The 16,885-nt window shown below is 38.7% G+C and carries 18 protein-coding genes, 4 tRNA genes and 1 rRNA gene; 20 read left to right on the top strand and 3 right to left on the bottom strand.

Going from position 1 to position 16,885, the window contains the following annotated elements:
* The first annotated feature begins 43 nt into the window (after nt 1–43).
* The 5 genes from rrf to murQ all read left to right on the top strand — a co-directional run bounded on the left by rrf (nt 44) and on the right by murQ (nt 2,535).
* Nucleotides 44–159 (top strand): 5S ribosomal RNA (gene rrf, locus AAX18_RS05695).
* A gap of 12 nt (nt 160–171) precedes the next feature.
* A tRNA-Asp gene (locus AAX18_RS05690) sits at nt 172–248 on the top strand.
* Between the two features lie 16 nt (nt 249–264).
* A tRNA-Trp gene (locus AAX18_RS05685) sits at nt 265–340 on the top strand.
* Nucleotides 341–474: 134 nt separating this feature from the next.
* The gene (locus tag AAX18_RS05680; protein WP_046953239.1) at nt 475–1,614 is read left to right on the top strand and encodes an anhydro-N-acetylmuramic acid kinase; all 1,140 of its coding nucleotides are present in this window, start codon (nt 475–477) and stop codon (nt 1,612–1,614) included.
* A gap of 9 nt (nt 1,615–1,623) precedes the next feature.
* Nucleotides 1,624–2,535: an N-acetylmuramic acid 6-phosphate etherase gene (murQ, locus tag AAX18_RS05675; protein ID WP_005625824.1), complete on the top strand. Its 912-nt coding sequence runs from the start codon at nt 1,624–1,626 to the stop codon at nt 2,533–2,535.
* Nucleotides 2,536–2,562: 27 nt separating this feature from the next.
* Here the strand turns inward: murQ and AAX18_RS05670 are convergent, their stop codons facing one another.
* Together AAX18_RS05670 and envC are read right to left on the bottom strand one after the other, a co-directional pair.
* A complete protein-coding gene (locus AAX18_RS05670) occupies nt 2,563–3,405 on the bottom strand; it encodes a divergent polysaccharide deacetylase family protein (protein ID WP_005625825.1) in 843 nt (280 codons plus the stop codon).
* A complete protein-coding gene (gene envC / locus AAX18_RS05665; protein ID WP_005625826.1) occupies nt 3,405–4,637 on the bottom strand; it encodes a murein hydrolase activator EnvC in 1,233 nt (410 codons plus the stop codon). Before envC ends, AAX18_RS05670 begins: the two co-directional genes overlap by 1 nt.
* Before the next feature lie 175 nt (nt 4,638–4,812).
* Between envC and AAX18_RS05660 the strand changes: the two genes are divergently transcribed.
* Nucleotides 4,813–5,496: a 2,3-diphosphoglycerate-dependent phosphoglycerate mutase gene (locus tag AAX18_RS05660; protein WP_005625827.1), complete on the top strand. Its 684-nt coding sequence runs from the start codon at nt 4,813–4,815 to the stop codon at nt 5,494–5,496.
* 77 nt (nt 5,497–5,573) lie between these two features.
* Entirely contained in the window at nt 5,574–6,176 is a 603-nt protein-coding gene (locus AAX18_RS05655; RefSeq protein ID WP_046953238.1) for a hypothetical protein, read from the top strand.
* Nucleotides 6,177–6,261: 85 nt separating this feature from the next.
* Here the strand turns inward: AAX18_RS05655 and rpmE are convergent, their stop codons facing one another.
* The gene (gene rpmE, locus AAX18_RS05650) at nt 6,262–6,474 is read right to left on the bottom strand and encodes a 50S ribosomal protein L31 (RefSeq protein ID WP_005625828.1); all 213 of its coding nucleotides are present in this window, start codon (nt 6,472–6,474) and stop codon (nt 6,262–6,264) included.
* 175 nt (nt 6,475–6,649) lie between these two features.
* On the opposite strand from rpmE, the gene mutY reads away from it, so the two are divergent.
* From mutY to AAX18_RS05580, 13 genes are all read left to right on the top strand, one after another.
* Nucleotides 6,650–7,786: an A/G-specific adenine glycosylase gene (gene mutY, locus AAX18_RS05645; RefSeq protein ID WP_046953237.1), complete on the top strand. Its 1,137-nt coding sequence runs from the start codon at nt 6,650–6,652 to the stop codon at nt 7,784–7,786.
* Nucleotides 7,764–8,036, top strand: a complete 273-nt coding sequence (locus tag AAX18_RS05640) for an oxidative damage protection protein (RefSeq protein ID WP_005625838.1) — start codon at nt 7,764–7,766, stop codon at nt 8,034–8,036. The genes mutY and AAX18_RS05640 overlap by 23 nt, the downstream gene beginning before the upstream one ends.
* A gap of 14 nt (nt 8,037–8,050) precedes the next feature.
* Nucleotides 8,051–9,127, top strand: coding sequence for a membrane-bound lytic murein transglycosylase MltC (gene mltC / locus AAX18_RS05635; RefSeq protein WP_046953236.1), 1,077 nt, complete (start codon nt 8,051–8,053; stop codon nt 9,125–9,127).
* Between the two features lie 236 nt (nt 9,128–9,363).
* Nucleotides 9,364–9,439 (top strand) — tRNA-Phe (locus tag AAX18_RS05630).
* A 2-nt stretch (nt 9,440–9,441) separates the two neighbouring features.
* Nucleotides 9,442–9,517 (top strand) — tRNA-Asn (locus tag AAX18_RS05625).
* Between the two features lie 951 nt (nt 9,518–10,468).
* Nucleotides 10,469–11,659 carry a phage major capsid protein gene (locus tag AAX18_RS05615; RefSeq protein ID WP_046953234.1) on the top strand — a complete coding sequence of 397 codons (1,191 nt, stop codon included), beginning with the start codon at nt 10,469–10,471 and terminating at the stop codon, nt 11,657–11,659.
* 44 nt (nt 11,660–11,703) lie between these two features.
* The gene (locus AAX18_RS05610) at nt 11,704–12,270 is read left to right on the top strand and encodes an HK97 family phage prohead protease (protein ID WP_046953233.1); all 567 of its coding nucleotides are present in this window, start codon (nt 11,704–11,706) and stop codon (nt 12,268–12,270) included.
* A gap of 1 nt (nt 12,271) precedes the next feature.
* Nucleotides 12,272–13,504 (top strand): phage portal protein, encoded by a 1,233-nt coding sequence (locus tag AAX18_RS05605; protein ID WP_046953232.1) that lies wholly within the window; start codon nt 12,272–12,274, stop codon nt 13,502–13,504.
* Complete coding sequence (locus tag AAX18_RS05600) at nt 13,488–13,832, top strand: phage head closure protein (RefSeq protein WP_046953231.1); 345 nt, start codon at nt 13,488–13,490, stop codon at nt 13,830–13,832. The genes AAX18_RS05605 and AAX18_RS05600 overlap by 17 nt, the downstream gene beginning before the upstream one ends.
* A complete protein-coding gene (locus tag AAX18_RS05595) occupies nt 13,819–14,127 on the top strand; it encodes a head-tail connector protein (RefSeq protein WP_046953230.1) in 309 nt (102 codons plus the stop codon). The genes AAX18_RS05600 and AAX18_RS05595 overlap by 14 nt, the downstream gene beginning before the upstream one ends.
* 16 nt (nt 14,128–14,143) lie before the next feature.
* The gene (locus AAX18_RS05590) at nt 14,144–14,506 is read left to right on the top strand and encodes an HNH endonuclease signature motif containing protein (RefSeq protein ID WP_046953229.1); all 363 of its coding nucleotides are present in this window, start codon (nt 14,144–14,146) and stop codon (nt 14,504–14,506) included.
* Between the two features lie 101 nt (nt 14,507–14,607).
* Nucleotides 14,608–14,982 carry a phage terminase small subunit P27 family gene (locus AAX18_RS05585; protein ID WP_005626376.1) on the top strand — a complete coding sequence of 125 codons (375 nt, stop codon included), beginning with the start codon at nt 14,608–14,610 and terminating at the stop codon, nt 14,980–14,982.
* A gap of 7 nt (nt 14,983–14,989) precedes the next feature.
* A complete protein-coding gene (locus AAX18_RS05580; RefSeq protein WP_046953228.1) occupies nt 14,990–16,657 on the top strand; it encodes a terminase large subunit in 1,668 nt (555 codons plus the stop codon).
* The last annotated feature ends 228 nt before the right edge of the window (nt 16,658–16,885 follow it).

The raw sequence follows: 16,885 nt of genomic DNA, 5'->3' as shown, positions 1-16,885 counted from the left end.
TTTTTTTAGTTTATTCATTGAGTAAATTAAAAAAATAAAAATTTTTGGCAGAGATAGTGCAATAGATCCACCTGATACCATACCGAACTCAGAAGTGAAATGTTGTAACGCTGATGGTAGTGTGGGGTATCCCCATGTGAGAGTAAGGCACTGCCAATTACTACATTTAGCGGAGTGGTAGTTCAGCTGGTTAGAATACCTGCCTGTCACGCAGGGGGTCGCGGGTTCGAGTCCCGTCCATTCCGCCAATTTATTCATACCAATAGGGGCGTAGTTCAATTGGTAGAGCACCGGTCTCCAAAACCGGGTGTTGGGAGTTCGAGCCTCTCCGCCCCTGCCATTAAAATATTCTTTTCGATTAATCATAAAATATCTTTATACTCATACCTTTTTCATATTATTTAATAATTCTTTTTATTTTTCTTTTTGAATTAGATATATAATTATCAAATTTTAAATATAAAAATAATTAGTATGAAACCTCAATATTATCTTGGCATGATGTCTGGAACTAGTCTAGATGGAGTAGATATTGTTCTCGCTGATTTTTCTCTAGAGCCTCGACTTATCTTATCTGATTTTTTTCCTATGCCAGAAAATTTACGTCATAAATTAACCAAACTCATTCAAGCTGGTGAAACAACTCTACAAAATTTAGGCGAACTCGATCATGAGCTTGCTTTATTGTATTGCGATTGTGTAAATACTTTTCTACAAAAATATAATCTTATTCCAAGCCAAATTGAAGCTATTGGTTGTCATGGGCAGACTGTATGGCATTCTCCTGCTTCAGCATTTCCTTTCACGATGCAACTAGGCGATATGAATTTATTGGCAGCGAAAACGGGAATATCTGTTATTGGTGATTTTCGTCGTAAAGATATGGCTTTAGGCGGACAAGGGGCTCCTCTTGTACCCGCTTTCCACAAAGCTGTATTCTCAAATCCTAATTTTGCCACAGTTGTTTTAAATATTGGTGGGATTAGTAATGTTTCCATATTGTTTCCTAATCAACCTGTAATTGGCTTTGATACGGGGCCAGGTAATACATTATTAGATCAATGGATAGAAAAACACCAAGGTCTTCGCTATGACAAAAATGGTGATTGGGCTTCAAAAGGTAAAGTGAATCAAGTTCTGCTTAATGAATTATTAAATGAACCTTTTTTCTCTTTATCAGCCCCAAAAAGTACAGGGAGAGAATTATTTAATTTTGATTGGTTAATTGGCAAAATAGAAAAAACATCTGAAAAACTTACCGAGCTTTGCTCCAAAATCACATTATCCCCAGAAGATGTGCAAGCGACGCTTGTTGAATTGACGGTAACAAGCATTGTTAATGCACTAAATCAACTTCAAACAGATTTACCAAAACGTTTACTAGTATGTGGCGGCGGTGCAAAGAATAGCTTAATTATGCGTGGATTGCATGATAATTTACTCGATTGGCAGGTTGGTACAACGACAGAGCAAGGTTTTAATATTGATTATGTAGAGGCCGCTGCTTTTGCTTGGTTGGCTTATTGTCGAATGAACAATTTACCAGCAAACCTGCCTAGCGTAACTGGCGCAAAAAGTGCGGTTAGTTTGGGGGCTATTTTTCCTAAAGACTAAGGTCAAAATATGAATGACATTATATTAAAAAGTTTATCCACGTTAATTACGGAACAACGAAATCCGAACTCAGTTGATATTGATCGTCAAAGTGCTTTAGATATTGTTCGATTAATGAATAAGGAAGATAAACAAGTTCCTTTAGCTATTGAAGCATGTTTGCCAGAGATTTCGTTAGCGGTAGATAAAATCGTTCATGCTTTTAAACAGGGCGGGCGTCTAGTATATATTGGGGCTGGGACGAGCGGTCGTCTCGGCGTATTGGATGCGTCAGAATGCCCCCCGACATTTGGTGTGTCTTCGGAAATGGTCAAAGGTATTATTGCGGGGGGCGGACATGCTATCCGCCATCCCGTAGAAGGGGCGGAAGACAATACGAAAGCTGTACTTGAGGATCTACAAAGCATAAATTTTTCAAAAAATGATGTATTAGTAGGCATCGCTGCAAGTGGCCGGACACCCTATGTTATTGCAGGTCTTCGGTACGCTAAATCTATTGGTGCTTTGACAATTTCTATTGCGAGCAATCCAAAATCAGCGATGGCTGAGATAGCCAATATTGCGATAGAGACTATTGTTGGTCCTGAAATATTGACGGGTTCTAGCCGCTTAAAATCTGGCACAGCACAAAAAATGGTACTGAATATGCTGACTACGGCAAGTATGATTTTATTGGGTAAATGTTACGAAAATTTGATGGTCGATGTACAAGCCAGTAATGAAAAGCTTAAAGCACGCGCTGTGCGTATTGTGATGCAAGCAACAGATTGCGATAAAGTGCTCGCTGAGCAGACATTAATTGAAGCAGAGCAAAATGCCAAGCTTGCAATTATGATGATTTTAAGTAATTTATCAAAATTAGAGGCGAAGGCATTATTAGAAAGACATCAAGGTAAATTAAGAAATGCACTTTCTAAATAACAATCCGCACGTTTTACGTGCGGATTGTTATTTTGGAATTCCACGTAGTAATCCTACGGGCTTAAAAGGTTCCATTGAAGTTGGCGCAGGCATTTCTGTAAATAATAAAATAAATGGTTTAGGCGGGATTACTTTTTCATTACGCCATAAATTGCCCATTCCGACAAGTTGGATATCTGCTGGTAAATTGTTAAGACCTGCTTGTAACACCGCTATTGTATTTGGACGAGGATGTCCTATCGCAATCGCGGTACCATGTTTCCTTGCATATTGAATTGCAGCTTGAAATTGATGTTGAACGTCAGCTAGTTCGTTACTATCATCTAAAAATACGTGGCGATCTAATGAACGAACCCCTTGTTCTTTTGCTATTTTTCCAGCTACAGATTTTCCTATTGTTCGACTATCTAAAAAGAATAAATGTTTTTCTTGAAGTGCGGTCATTAAATAAGTCATTAATTGGGGATCGGCTGTAGCTGCACTACCCATATGATTATTCATGCCAATTGCATCATTCACGATATTTTTGGCTGTATTTACCCGATCATTGACCTGTGCTGAAGACATTCCTAAATGTAGTCCTCCATCCTCTATTTTCACCGCACTCATAGGTTGCATCGGCATATGAATTAAAATGTCTCGGCCTTGAGATTTGGCTTCTTGATTACGTGCTCGAGCATGAGGCGCAGCAGGAATAATGGCGACGGAAATTTCACGCGGCATTGCAAAAATAGCAGCATCTTCTTTGAGATGATAGCCGACATCATCAATAACAATAGCAAGTTTATTTTGCGCAAGGGAGATGGAAGTATAAAGTGCGATAGAAAAAACGATGAAATTTTTCACCGCACTTTTTATGAGAAGTTTCATTAACGAATCCATCCAGTTGGATTCACTGGTGTGCCTTTTCGGCTAATTCCAAAATAGAGTGCGGAACGCGAAATTTCACCAGTATTGCCCACTTGAGCAATAGTTTGTCCCGCAGAAACAAGTTGACCAACTTTTACCAATACGGCTTGATTAAAACCATATAAACTTAAGTCGGTTTCACCATGTTTGACGATGACCATATAACCGTAGCCATTCAAATACCCAGCTAAAATGACACGTCCAGCTGCAATGGCTTTGACTGCAGTTCCAGATGAGGCACCAATAACCATACCTTTCCAACGAACTTCACCTGCCTGAATAGTTCCAAAATTATGTAAAGTTGGCCCTGAAACTGGTGCTGAATATTGTTTTTTGGCAATCCCTAAACCACTTGTACTGTTAAGCAATTGACGTTCTTGTGCTGTCGGTTGATAAGGTTTTGAAGTCCGTTTTTCTTCAGCTTGTTGTCGCTGTGAAAGCGCGTCACGCTCTCTTTTTTCTTGTTCTAAAGCCGCTTTTTCTGCACGTTGAATTTCTTGACGGAGCGCTTGTTCATTAGCCTTTAGGCTATCCAATTTATTTTGATCTCTCGCCAAATTCTTATTAAGTTCATTTAGCATAGATTGACGTTCTTGTTGTGATTTTTGTAATTCTTGTTGCTGTTTTTTTTGCGTTAAAAGTTGATCTCGATGATTTTTTTGCTGACCTAAAATTGATTCTTTTTGGGATACAATTTGAGCTTGTGTTGCTTTTAAACTATCAATTATTTCTATTCGAACTTGGTTTAAATGTTGATAGTACACTTTCATGCGTTCTGCTTTTTCCGCATTTTTAGAAAACATTCTTTCAATGACGGAAGGATTTAAACCTGATCGATAAATCATATCCATTTGTTTCGCTAAGCGTGATTTTTGTTCAGATTCTTGTTTTTCCAATTGTTTGAGTTGTTTATCTGAGTCAGAAATTTGCTTACGAATTTCTTTCAAGCTTATTTCTGTTTCATGCAGTTCACCCACGACAGCATTAATTTTACTTTCATGGTTTTTCAAATTAGCTTGTAACTTAGCTTGCACGCGTTTTTGTTCAGCAATTTTAGATTCTTGTTGCTTAATTTGCTTTTGAATCTGGTTAAGATCGGAGGCATGGCTTATTGGGGAAAAAATCAACAAACCGCAGCTAAAAAGTGCGGTGAAAAATGGCGATATTTTTTTGTTTAATCCCGAATACAGCATAATTTTTCCTAAATTCTTAAAATCGCACAAATCTTATCATATTTGTTAAAAGGCGAAAAAGTTTAGCCTCTATTTTTTGCTAAAGATCAGGAAAACTCGCCTTTCTGCTTTTAAACATACTCAATTTTTGCTATAAAGTGTGAGTTATCTTTTACTTAAATTTTAGGAGATTCTTATGGAATTAGTATTTATCCGTCACGGTTTTAGTGAATGGAATGCGAAAAACTTGTTCACTGGCTGGCGTGATGTAAATTTAACAGAACGTGGTGTAGAAGAAGCAAAAGCAGCGGGCAAAAAATTATTAGATGCTGGCTATGAGTTTGATATCGCATTTACATCTGTGCTAACTCGTGCAATCAAAACTTGTAACATCGTATTAGAAGAATCCCATCAATTATGGATTCCTCAAGTGAAAAACTGGCGTTTAAATGAACGTCATTATGGTGCTTTACAAGGTTTAGATAAAAAAGCGACTGCGGAACAATACGGTGACGAACAAGTTCATATTTGGCGTCGTTCTTATGACATTTCTCCACCAGATCTAGATCCACAAGATCCAAATTCTGCACACAATGACCGTCGTTACGCAAATATTCCATCCGACGTAGTGCCAAATGCAGAAAACTTAAAAATTACTTTAGAGCGTGCACTTCCATTCTGGGAAGACCAAATTGCACCAGCAATGCTTTCTGGCAAACGTGTTTTAGTTGTTGCTCACGGTAACTCACTCCGTGCGTTGGCAAAACATATTATCGGTATTTCTGATGCTGAAATTATGGATTTTGAAATTCCAACAGGTCAACCTTTAGTATTAAAACTAGATGATAAATTAAATTACGTAGAACATTACTACCTTTAATTTATCGCTTTACTTTTTTAATTTAACATTCAAAGTGCGGTTAATTTTAACCGCACTTTACGTTTAAGGAGACATGAATGAGAAAATTGATAACGTTCATTTTGGTGTGGTTGCCATTTTTTACAACATCAGTTACTGCAGCACCAGTACATAAAAATCAAATAAATAAAAAAATTGTAGTAACCAAATCTTTAGATAAAAAACAACAAACTAAAAAAACAAAAGAAACTAAATTAGTTCTAACCAAGAAAATGAGTACTAAAAATAAAAAACAAGCTGTGAAATTGACAGACAAAAAGCCTAAAGCTTTGGTAAAGGAAATTAGTTCGAAACCTAAGACATCTATTGAGAAAAAACCGACAACAGTTGTTTCAGCAAAACATAAAAAAGCTATAAAGGAGAAATCAGTTTATAAGCCCGTGATCGTACCACAGTGTAATGATTTTTCTGTGTCAAAAGTGCTATCTGATGCATTTAAGCAGCAAGGAGATTCAACCAAAACCAGCATGATGGTGAAACAAATTCTTCAAGCAAGAGAAACGCAATTTTATCCACAAAAAGGCATTCGAAGCTGCCATGCTTTAGTAGTGACGGATGGAAAAAGTTATCAAACAGATTACAGCATTATTTTGAATGATAAAGGCTTTTTCGTTCAGGTTGAGAATGCGATGAGTTTGTAAACTAGTTTGTTGAAATGAGCAACATTTTATCTTATTGATAAAACAAAACCCCGCAAATTGGCGGGGTTTTTTAAACAAGTCCAAATTATTTTGTGCTTGGAATTTTGAAACGGCTGTTGAAACGCTCAACACGACCACCAGTATCAACAACACGTTGTTTACCAGTGTAGAATGGGTGGCAGTTACCACATACATCAAGATTGATGTCTTTACCTAAAGTTGAACGAGTTTTGATCACATTACCACAAGAACAGGTTGCTGTGATTTCTTTATATTCAGGATGAATACCTTGTTTCATAGAAAACCTCAAAATGAAGCCACGCCGCTATAAGAACTTTCTCCTCACACCGCGTGAGTTAATAATACGCCATAATTGGCACCAAATAGATCGCGGATTATACTGAAAAAATACAGATAAACAAGCCCTATTTTCGTGTAAAATCATTCGGATTTTTAATCCGCACTTTTCTTTTATGTTAGCAAAATCTTCAAGTAACGCACCTTTTGCACAATCGGTGCTGAAATGGTATGACAAATTTGGCCGCAAACATTTGCCGTGGCAACAAGATAAAACGCTTTATGGTGTGTGGCTTTCTGAGGTGATGTTACAACAAACACAAGTCGCGACAGTCATTCCTTATTTTGAGCGATTTATTAAAACATTTCCAAATATCACCGCACTTGCCAATGCTTCGCAAGACGAAGTTTTGCATTTATGGTCTGGTTTAGGCTATTACGCTCGGGCGCGTAATTTGCATAAGGCTGCTCAGAAAGTGCGGGATGAATTTAATGGAAATTTCCCAACAAATTTTGACCAGGTTTGGGCGTTACCAGGCGTGGGGCGCTCGACAGCTGGGGCCGTTTTATCTTCCGTATTAAATCAGCCTTATCCAATTTTAGACGGCAACGTAAAGCGAGTGTTAGCTCGCTATTTTACTGTTGAAGGGTGGCCTGGTGAGAAAAAAGTAGAAAATCATTTGTGGACGTTGACGGAACAGGTTACACCCATAGATCGTGTGGCGGATTTTAATCAAGCTATGATGGATATTGGCGCGATGGTATGTACGCGAACCAAACCAAAATGTGAGCTTTGCCCATTAAATTTGGAGTGCTTAGCTTATCAAAATCATAGTTGGGAAACGTTTCCTGCCAAAAAGCCTAAAAAAGATATGCCTGAAAAAGACACTTATTTTTTGATTTTATCTAAAAATGGCAAAGTGTGCTTAGAGCAGCGAGAAAACTCGGGGTTATGGGGCGGATTATTTTGTTTTCCACAATTTGAAGATAAAGCTTCGTTACTTAATTTTTTAGCGCAAGAAAAAGTCAGCTATTATCAAGAATGGCCAGCTTTTCGTCATACCTTTAGCCATTTTCATTTAGATATCCATCCTATTTATGCAGAAATGGACGGTGGAATTAATATTGAGCAAGTGAATTTAGATTGGCGCAAAATCATGGAAAGCCCAAAAGAATATCAATCAAATCTATCAAGTGTGGTCAAATATTGGTATGATCCGCAAAATCCTGAACAGATCGGGCTGGCTCAGCCTGTGAAGAATCTTTTAATACAATTTGCAAGGAATTATTATGGCAAGAATGGTCTTTTGTGAGTATCTCAAACAAGAAGCGGAAGGTTTAGATTTCCAACTTTATCCTGGAGAACTAGGTAAACGAATTTTTGATTCAGTGAGTAAGAAAGCTTGGGGCGAATGGATTAAGAAACAGACAATGTTAGTGAATGAGAAAAAACTTAATATGATGAATGCGGAACACCGTAAATTATTAGAACAAGAAATGGTAAATTTTTTGTTTGAGGGTAAAGATGTTCATATTGAAGGTTATGTTCCTCCATCAAATTAATTGGCTGTTATACAATGAAAAAGTATTTAGTATTAGCGTTATTACCGCTTTTGTATGCTTGTAGCGATTCGTTGAATCGTGGAGGCATGAATTATGATGAGTCCTTTGCAAAAGACACGCAAGGCTTAGATATCCTCACAGGGCAATTCTCGCATAATATTGACCGTATTTGGGGCGTAAATGAATTGTTAGTAGCTAGTCGAAAAGATTACGTGAAATATACAGATTCTTTTTATACGCGTAGCCACGTGAGTTTTGATGAAGGTAATATCGTTATTGAAACCCAGCAAGATCTCAATCGATTACACAATGCGATTGTCCATACCTTGTTAATGGGGGCGGATGCAAAAGGTATTGATTTATTTGCATCTGGCGATGTGCCGATTAGCTCTCGCCCATTCCTTTTAGGACAGGTTGTGGATCATCAAGGGCAACAAATTGCTAATCAAGTTATTGCAAGTAATTTCGCCACTTACTTGATTCAAAATAAATTACAAACTCGTCGATTACAAAACGGGAATACTGTGCAATTTGTTGCGATTCCAATGATTGCAAATCACGTAGAAGTGCGCGCACAGAAATATCTACCATTAGTTCGTAAAGCGGCTGAACGTTATGGCATTGATGAAAGCTTGATCTTAGGTATTATGCAAACAGAATCTAGTTTTAACCCATATGCGATTAGCTATGCAAATGCTATTGGATTAATGCAAGTCGTGCCTCATACGGCGGGTCGAGATGTGTTTGCAATGAAAGGAAAGGGCGGTCAACCATCAACGCGTTATTTATATGATCCTGCGAATAATATTGATTCTGGCGTATCTTATTTGTGGATTTTACAAAATCAATATTTAGATGGAATTACGAATCCAACCTCAAAACGTTTTGCAATGATTTCTGCTTATAATAGCGGTGCGGGTGCTGTATTACGTGTTTTTGATAATGATAAGGATATGGCAATTTACAAAATTAACCAAATGTATCCAGAGCAAGTTTATCGCATTCTAACGACAGCTCACCCATCATCACAAGCTCGCAATTATTTGTTGAAAGTTGATAAGGCACAGAAAAAATTCCGTGTCAGACGATAGTTGGATTTTTTCAGATAATTAAAAATGCTCGCTGGGAAATGCCATCGAGCATTTTTTTATAATAAGTGCAGTTTATTTTAAAATAATTTTATTATTTCGTTGTTTTAATAAACATATTGATGATTAACTATTCAAACGCAACGTTTTTTTGTATTTTTTTAAATTTAGGTGTTGACCGAATCCCGAAAAAATAGTTTAATACGCTCCGTTGTCAGGCAGTAGCCAATAACGATAACGCCTCGATAGCTCAGTCGGTAGAGCAGGGGATTGAAAATCCCCGTGTCGGTGGTTCGATTCCGCCTCGAGGCACCATTTCCTCCTTAGTTCAGTCGGTAGAACGGTGGACTGTTAATCCATATGTCGCAGGTTCGAGTCCCGCAGGAGGAGCCAAATTCAGAAAAGCCGCTAAAGAAATTTAGCGGCTTTTTGCTATCTCTTGTTCCAGCACATAAATCATTTTCTCATTTAAAACGGAAGTTATTAAGCATTAGAATTAATTCTCTTTCTTCCAATCCCTTTGTTTTTTTATCTTCTTTCTTTTGTATTTACATTGATGATTTAAATTAATAAAGAAAAACGTTCATATGGACCTTGTGTACATTTATAAGGATTAGATCTTGTTATAGCAGGGATAATTTCTTTGATATGTTGTACAGCTTGTAATAATGAAATAAGGCCTTTGGATGGCATTCAAGGAAAACTCTTTGCTATATCTAATAATACAGGTTTTATCTTCTATAGTTTGTCGTTCTTGATATTGAATCCTGGAGAGCGTATTGTGATGGAATATGAGACGGGAAATAAGATAAATCCAATAATAGTAGATAAAACAAAACCCAGCGATTAGTCGCGGGGTTACGTTCAGTCAAATGGTGCCTGGGCGAGAAGTAAATTGGTTGTATAAGATATCGATTTAAAATAAGTTTATTTTAGTTCATTTATTTTTGGTTACTATTTTGGTTACTAAGGCAAAATCTGATAAATCACAGTATATCAAAAAACTTTTTTTCTATTATAGTCTTCACCTCTTCACTTTTGCTAAAAAAATAAGAAAAAATCCTTATTTATTATATATTTATAATGGTGAAGACTACTTATTCAAGTCTTCACCAAGTCTTCACCAAGTCTTCACCTATAAAAAATAGATAAATTCCTATCTTAAATTATCTTTTCAAACCCAAAATCACCTAAAAAAATCACTAAATAAAATATTTTACTCAACGTATCTAAACGTATCTAAACTATTGAAATTTAAGGTGTTTACTTTATATTTTTTGTATATATATTGTTCTATGGGCTTTTTATAAGCCGTCTTAATTAAGGCTAAATAAAGGACAAGTTATGCTTAAAAAATTAATTGAGTTACGCCAACAAAAGGCAGAAAAAGTCGCAGAAATGCGAGCAATGCTTGATAAAGCAGAAAAAGAAAATCGTTCATTGGATGAAACTGAATCAGTAGATTTTGATAAATTGAAAGATTTAGTGAAACAATTGAGTGATGAAATCAATAAATACGAGACCGTAGCAGATGAAGAACGTAATCTTGGTGCGCAATCTAACCCATTAGAAACCCGCAGCACGAAACAATTTTCAAATGATGAATTGCGCCATTACATTAAAACTGGTGAACTTCGCAATTTAACGACGGCTAACGGTGAAGATGGCGGCTATTCAGTCATTCCTCAATTAGATAAAGAGGTCATGAAACGCTTAACAGACGATAGCGTCATGCGCCAGCTTTGTAATGTCGTTCGCTTGCCTATCGGTGCGAAAGAATACAAAAAATTAGTATCTGCTGGCGGTGCAACCGTTGAACATGGCACAGAAGGCACAGCGCGCAACGGCACTGCAAGCCCGAAACTGCATGAAGTAACCATTGCATTAAATTCAATCTATGCTTATCCGAAAACCACTCAAGAGATTTTGGACTTCTCAAGCATTGATGTTTTAGGTTGGCTTACTGATGAAATCACTGAGACCTTCACTGAAACAGAAGAAGTAGATTTAACCTCTGGTGATGGTAACAAAAAATCAAAAGGTTTATTGACCTACGAACGCACAACTGAAAACGATAAAGTGCGCCCATTCGGCAAACTTCAAAAAATCGAAGTAGCGGGTGTGGCAAAAATTGAGGCAGACACTTTAATCGATGCATTCTATACCCTTCACAGTAAATACCGCAAAAATGCCGTTTGGGTGATGTCATCAACCATTGCAGCCGCATTACAAAAACTCAAAAACAAAAATGGCGATTATATCTGGCGCGATGGTTTAACAACCGATGCACCCGCTACATTATTAGGCCGTCCAGTTTACTTCTTAGAGACAATGCCGATTGGTGGTGCAAATCAAGCGGTAATTGCCTTTGGTGATTTCAAACGAGGTTACTTCATTGTCGATCATGAAACAGGCGTGCGAACTCGACCAGACAACTTAACCGAGCCAGGATTCTATAAAGTCCACACCGATAAATATTTGGGTGGTGGCGTAGTAGATTCCAACGCAATTAAAGTGATTGAGACAACGGCATAAATCATAGAGGGGCGAAAGCCCCTTTTTTGCTTAATAGGTGAAAAATGAAGAAAGAATTTGAAATCCGCTCTGCAACCATTTCAACGGATGAAGAGAATCAAAAGCTCGTTGGTTATGCGGTCAAATGGAACAGCCCTTCACAAGTGCTTTACTGTGATTTTGTAGAATCCTTTGCGCCTAAAGCATTCAGTGAAAGTTTAGCCAGTGGCGAAGATGTTCGAGCACTCTTTGAACACGACTACACCAAGTTACTCGGTCGAACAAGTGCGGGAACCTTAAAACTAGAAGAAGATTCAATCGGCTTACGTTTTGAACTCACACCGCCTAATACAACTATTGGGAAAGATTTATTGGTGAGTGTGGCGCGTGGTGATATTACAGGTATGTCATTTGGATTTAGAGCCAGTCAAGAAGAATGGGATTTTGATGTAGAGCCTTGCCAACGAACTGTACAAAAAGCTGAACTCTTTGAAGTTACCGTAACAAGCATTCCCGCCTATCCTGAAAGTAGCGTAGAAATCGCTAAACGTTCGATGATTGCAGCAAAAGAAAAAACACAAGAACACTCTACCGCACTTTTGAAACAGTGGCTTGATGTGATGGAGGCTTAATATGTGGAATCCTTTTAGACGAAAAGAGCAACGTAGCGAGCCAACCTCAATCGAAGAGCTTTTATCTTACATGGGCGTAAACAATACAGGTGCGGGCGAATTTGTCAGTCCACAAACTGCAGAATCGTTACCTGCAGTAATGAATGCCGTTACCGTCATTTCAGAGGCGGTCGCATCAATGCCTTGTTATCTATACGCACTAAAAGAAGATGGCCGAGAAAGAATCTATCGTCATCCTGTTGAATATCTTCTTAATGAAATGCCAAACCGCAGCCAAACACCGTATCAATTCAAAAATACGATGATGCGCCATTGTTTGCTAAATGGTAACGCTTATGCCGTGATTGAGTGGAATAACAAAGGCGAACCAATAAGCCTTACTCCCTATCAACCCAGTGCGGTAAATATCTTCCGTAAAGTAACGGGTGAATATATTTATCAAATCACAGACTTAAACGGGGTAACAAAAAACTATCTTCAAGATGAGATTTTGCATTTACGCCATAGTTCTGTTGATGGATTTATGGGGCGTTCTCCGATAACAGTTTGTCGTGAAACGGTGGGATTAGGTTTAGCCCAACAACGCCATGGCGCAGCCATTATGAAAAATGGATTGATGGCAAGCGGGCTTATTTCAACAGCAGAATGGTTAGATGATGCAAAAGCGCAGAAAGCCGTCAAAGCTCTTGAACGTTACAAGGGGGCAAAGAATGCGGGTAAAACGCCTATTCTTGAAGGCTCAATGGAATATAAACAATTAGGCATGACAAACCAAGATGCAGAATGGTTAGCCAGTCGCACGTTCACCATTTCCGATATAGCCCGAATCTACAATATTAGCCCGATTTTCTTACAAGATTATTCTAATAGTAGCTATGCGAATTTCAGTGAGGCAAGCCGCGCATTTCTTTCTCAAACCTTGCGCCCCTGGCTTACTAACTTTGAACAACAACTCAAAGATGCCTTGATGATTGATTTAGGCAGCAACAGCAATAAACGTTACTTAATCGAATTTGATACAAGCGACCTACTTCGCACCAGTCAGAGCGAACGTTTCAGTAGCTATGATATAGCAATCAAAGCGGGAGTGATGTCTCCAAATGAAGTTCGCCGCCGTGAAGGTTTACCGCCTTATGAAGGTGGAGATGAATTTAGCCAGGCTTGGAAACAAACCGTAGAAGTTAAACGCGGTGATGAACAAGAACAGGGGGCAAGCAATGGCAGTGATGCTTAAGGCTGGCAAGTATAACAAGGTGATTGGTTTACAAAAGCAAGTAAACGAACCGAACGACTATGGCGGCATTGTGAGTAAATGGAGAACTATCGCTAATGTTCGAGCTGCAGTTGAGCCATTACAAGGTAGAGAGTTCTTCTCTGGGGCAGTGCCTCTAGGGGAGAACATTGTAAGGGTTAGGGTTCGTTATGGGATAGAAGTCGATCGCACTATGCGAGTGAAGTATGGCACAAGGCTACTTGAGATAACCAATATCATAGACAGCAAGGAATCTCACCGTGAACTTCAACTAATCTGTAAGGAGTTATTAGGCAATGGCACAAATTGAACTAGAAGAAATTAAGCAACATTTAAATCTCGATCATGATTTAGATGATACGTTACTCGAAACCTATAAGGTCGCTACATTGGAAGTATGCCAAAAGCATATAGGCAAAACCTTTGGTGATGAAGAAACAGAAAATACCGTTCCGTTTACGCCATCAATTAAAGTCGGCTGCTTAATGTATATTGCCTACCTTTACACAAACCGTGAGGCTATAACAGATTTAGCCAATCTTAAACAAGCACCCATGACGATTTCCGCATTATGGGAAGTCTATAGAGAGCCTTGCGCTTACTAAGGATTTAGTAACCGATATGCCTTATCAACCGTTAAGACGTTGTAGTTATCCAGGATGTAGAAATAAAGTGAAGTCGGGCAGATGTGAAGAGCATAAGCCAAAGGACAATCGCCCAAACAGCAGCGCACGAGGTTACGATCACAAGTGGAGCAAATACCGCGAGCAATACTTAAAGCATCACCCTCTTTGCGTGATGTGCTTAGAAAAAGGTATCTACACGCCCGCTACAGTGATAGACCATATCAAGCCAGTTGAGAACGGACAAGCAGACCCGCTATTTTGGGTTGGATCTAATCATCAATCTTTATGTCGTGATTGCCATAGCTATAAAACACGAGTGATAGACCAACGCGGATTTGGTGCGAAGAAGATTGATTAGACAAGGTGGGGGAGTTTTTGAAAGAAAGTGGCAAGCCTAAAGAACCGCCCGCCCCCTTTAATTTTTATGCAAGGTAATTTTTTTGAAAATAAGGAAACACAATGACAGCCAAAAAGAAGAATTTACACACCCCGCCAAGTTTTTTAGATCCGATTGCTAAATCAGTATGGAAAGAGCGCATCCCTCAACTTCTTGAACGAGGTGATATTCAAGATGCCGATTTAATTCACCTTGAGTTATATTGCGTGAACTATTCTCTTTTCCGTGCAGCCGTTGAAGATATTCATAAAAACGGCTTTTCAATCGTCAATAGCCAAGGCACGCAATCAAGAAACCCCGCATTATCCGCGAAAGCTGATGCAGAAAAAGTGATGGTGAAAATGTCCTCACTATTAGGCTTTGATCCTGTTAGCCGTAGAAAAAATCCTGTTGAAGTTGATTCAACCGATATGATTGATGAAATCCTCACAATGTAGGCTAAATATGGCAATCTGGCACGAATACGCAGAGAAAATTCAATCAGGTGAAATAGTGGCTTGTAAGAAGATAAAACAAGCCGTAGCGCGTTATTTTAACGATTTAAACAACCCCGATTATTTCTTTGATCAAAGTGCGGTAGAAAAATTTATCGCTTTCTCGAAACTATGCCCACACGTTAAAGGACACTTACGCGGTGAGCCAATTATTCTTTCAGATTGGCAAGTTTTCCTCTTTGCCAACATTCTGGGCTTTAAACGAAAAGATACAGGATTAAGAAAATATCGCTCTGCTTACGTTCAAGTGGCAAGAAAAAACGCTAAATCAACGGTAGCAGCCGTTTTAGCCAATTGGTTTTTGGTGATGGAAGGCGGCCAACAGGATATATACACGGCAGCCGTGAGCCGAGACCAAGCCCGAATCGTTTTTGATGATGCGCGTCAAATGTGCTTACTTTCGCCTTTACTGAAAAAACGGCTCAATATTCAACAGCACAAACTCATCAACCCTAAGAACAACAGTATCATGCGACCGCTTGCCGCCAAATCTTCAACCATTGAAGGCACAAACCCTAGTTTAGCGATTGTTGATGAATATCACCTACACACAGATAACAGCGTATATAGCGCGTTAGAGCTAGGACAAGGCGCACGCCCAGAAGGTTTGCTCTTTGCCATTACAACGGCTGGCAGTAACGTGATTTCGGCCTGTAAACAGCATTATGATTATTGCGCTCAAATCCTTGAAGGTAACGAACAAAACGACAGCTTGTTCGTATTGATTTTTGAACTAGACGAAGAAAACGAAATCGACAAACAAGAGAACTGGATAAAAGCCAATCCCAATATTGGTAAATCCATTCCTTACCTTGATTTTGAGAACACGATTAAAAAAGCGAGGGGAATTCCTTCCGAATGGGTGGAAATGCTTACCAAGCGATTTAATGTATGGTGTCAAGGCACAACCCCGTGGCTCGGCGAAGGAAACTGGGCGCAATGCGAACGGCAGTACACCGAAAGCGATTTACTTCACCAAGATTGTTATTTAGGTCTGGATTTATCTAGCACCAATGACTTAACCAGCCTTTGCTATACCTTTCCACAAGGGAAGAAAGTGCGGTTAGTTACTCGGCATTATATCCCCGAATTTCAACTTAATAACGTGGCAAATAAAAACCGTGCGATGTATCGAAACTGGGTGCGTAGTGGTTGGCTGATTGCAACAGAAGGCGACTGTATCGACTACGACAAAATCAGAGATGATATTTTGAAAGATGCACAACGTTTCAATATTAAGATGATTGGCTTTGACGTATGGAATGCAACCCATTTACGCACACAATTACAAGCGGCTGGGCTTGAAGTAGAGCCATTCCCGCAAACATACCAACGATTTAGCCCTGTGGCGAAAAGTGCGGAAGTTTTAATAAACAGACTGATGATAGAACACAACGGCGATCCAGTGCTTGCGTGGGCTTTATCAAATGTAGTTATGGAAACAGATGCGAACGCCAATATTAAACCGAACAAGAAGAAAGCCGCAAACAAAATAGACCCAGCAATCGCGTTTCTTATGTCTTTCGGTACTTATCAGCTTGAATACGGTGATTTAATTTTCGAACTATCAGACGAACATAGGAAAATTATAGATGAGTTTACTGGGCTTGATTTGTAGATGGAAGCAGGAGGGTATTCCATATTTCCAACATTAAGAGAGCGACTTCTAAGAATTTAAGAAAATAACTCATAAGCACCTCCTTGACGGGCAGATTCGAACTGCCAAAGCATAAACAAAAACATGTAACCTCAAAAACAAGTATAAAAATAGTATTTAAGATAATGCAATAATTTTGATTTAAGCCGTCTCCTGCAGTTACTTCTGAATATATAAGAGCCTTATTAA

The organism is Haemophilus haemolyticus (assembly GCF_001008205.1).
Classification (GTDB): domain Bacteria; phylum Pseudomonadota; class Gammaproteobacteria; order Enterobacterales; family Pasteurellaceae; genus Haemophilus; species Haemophilus haemolyticus_Q.
The sequence above is the reverse complement of the archived record's forward strand: the minus strand, read 5'-3'. Positions and strand labels throughout refer to the sequence as shown.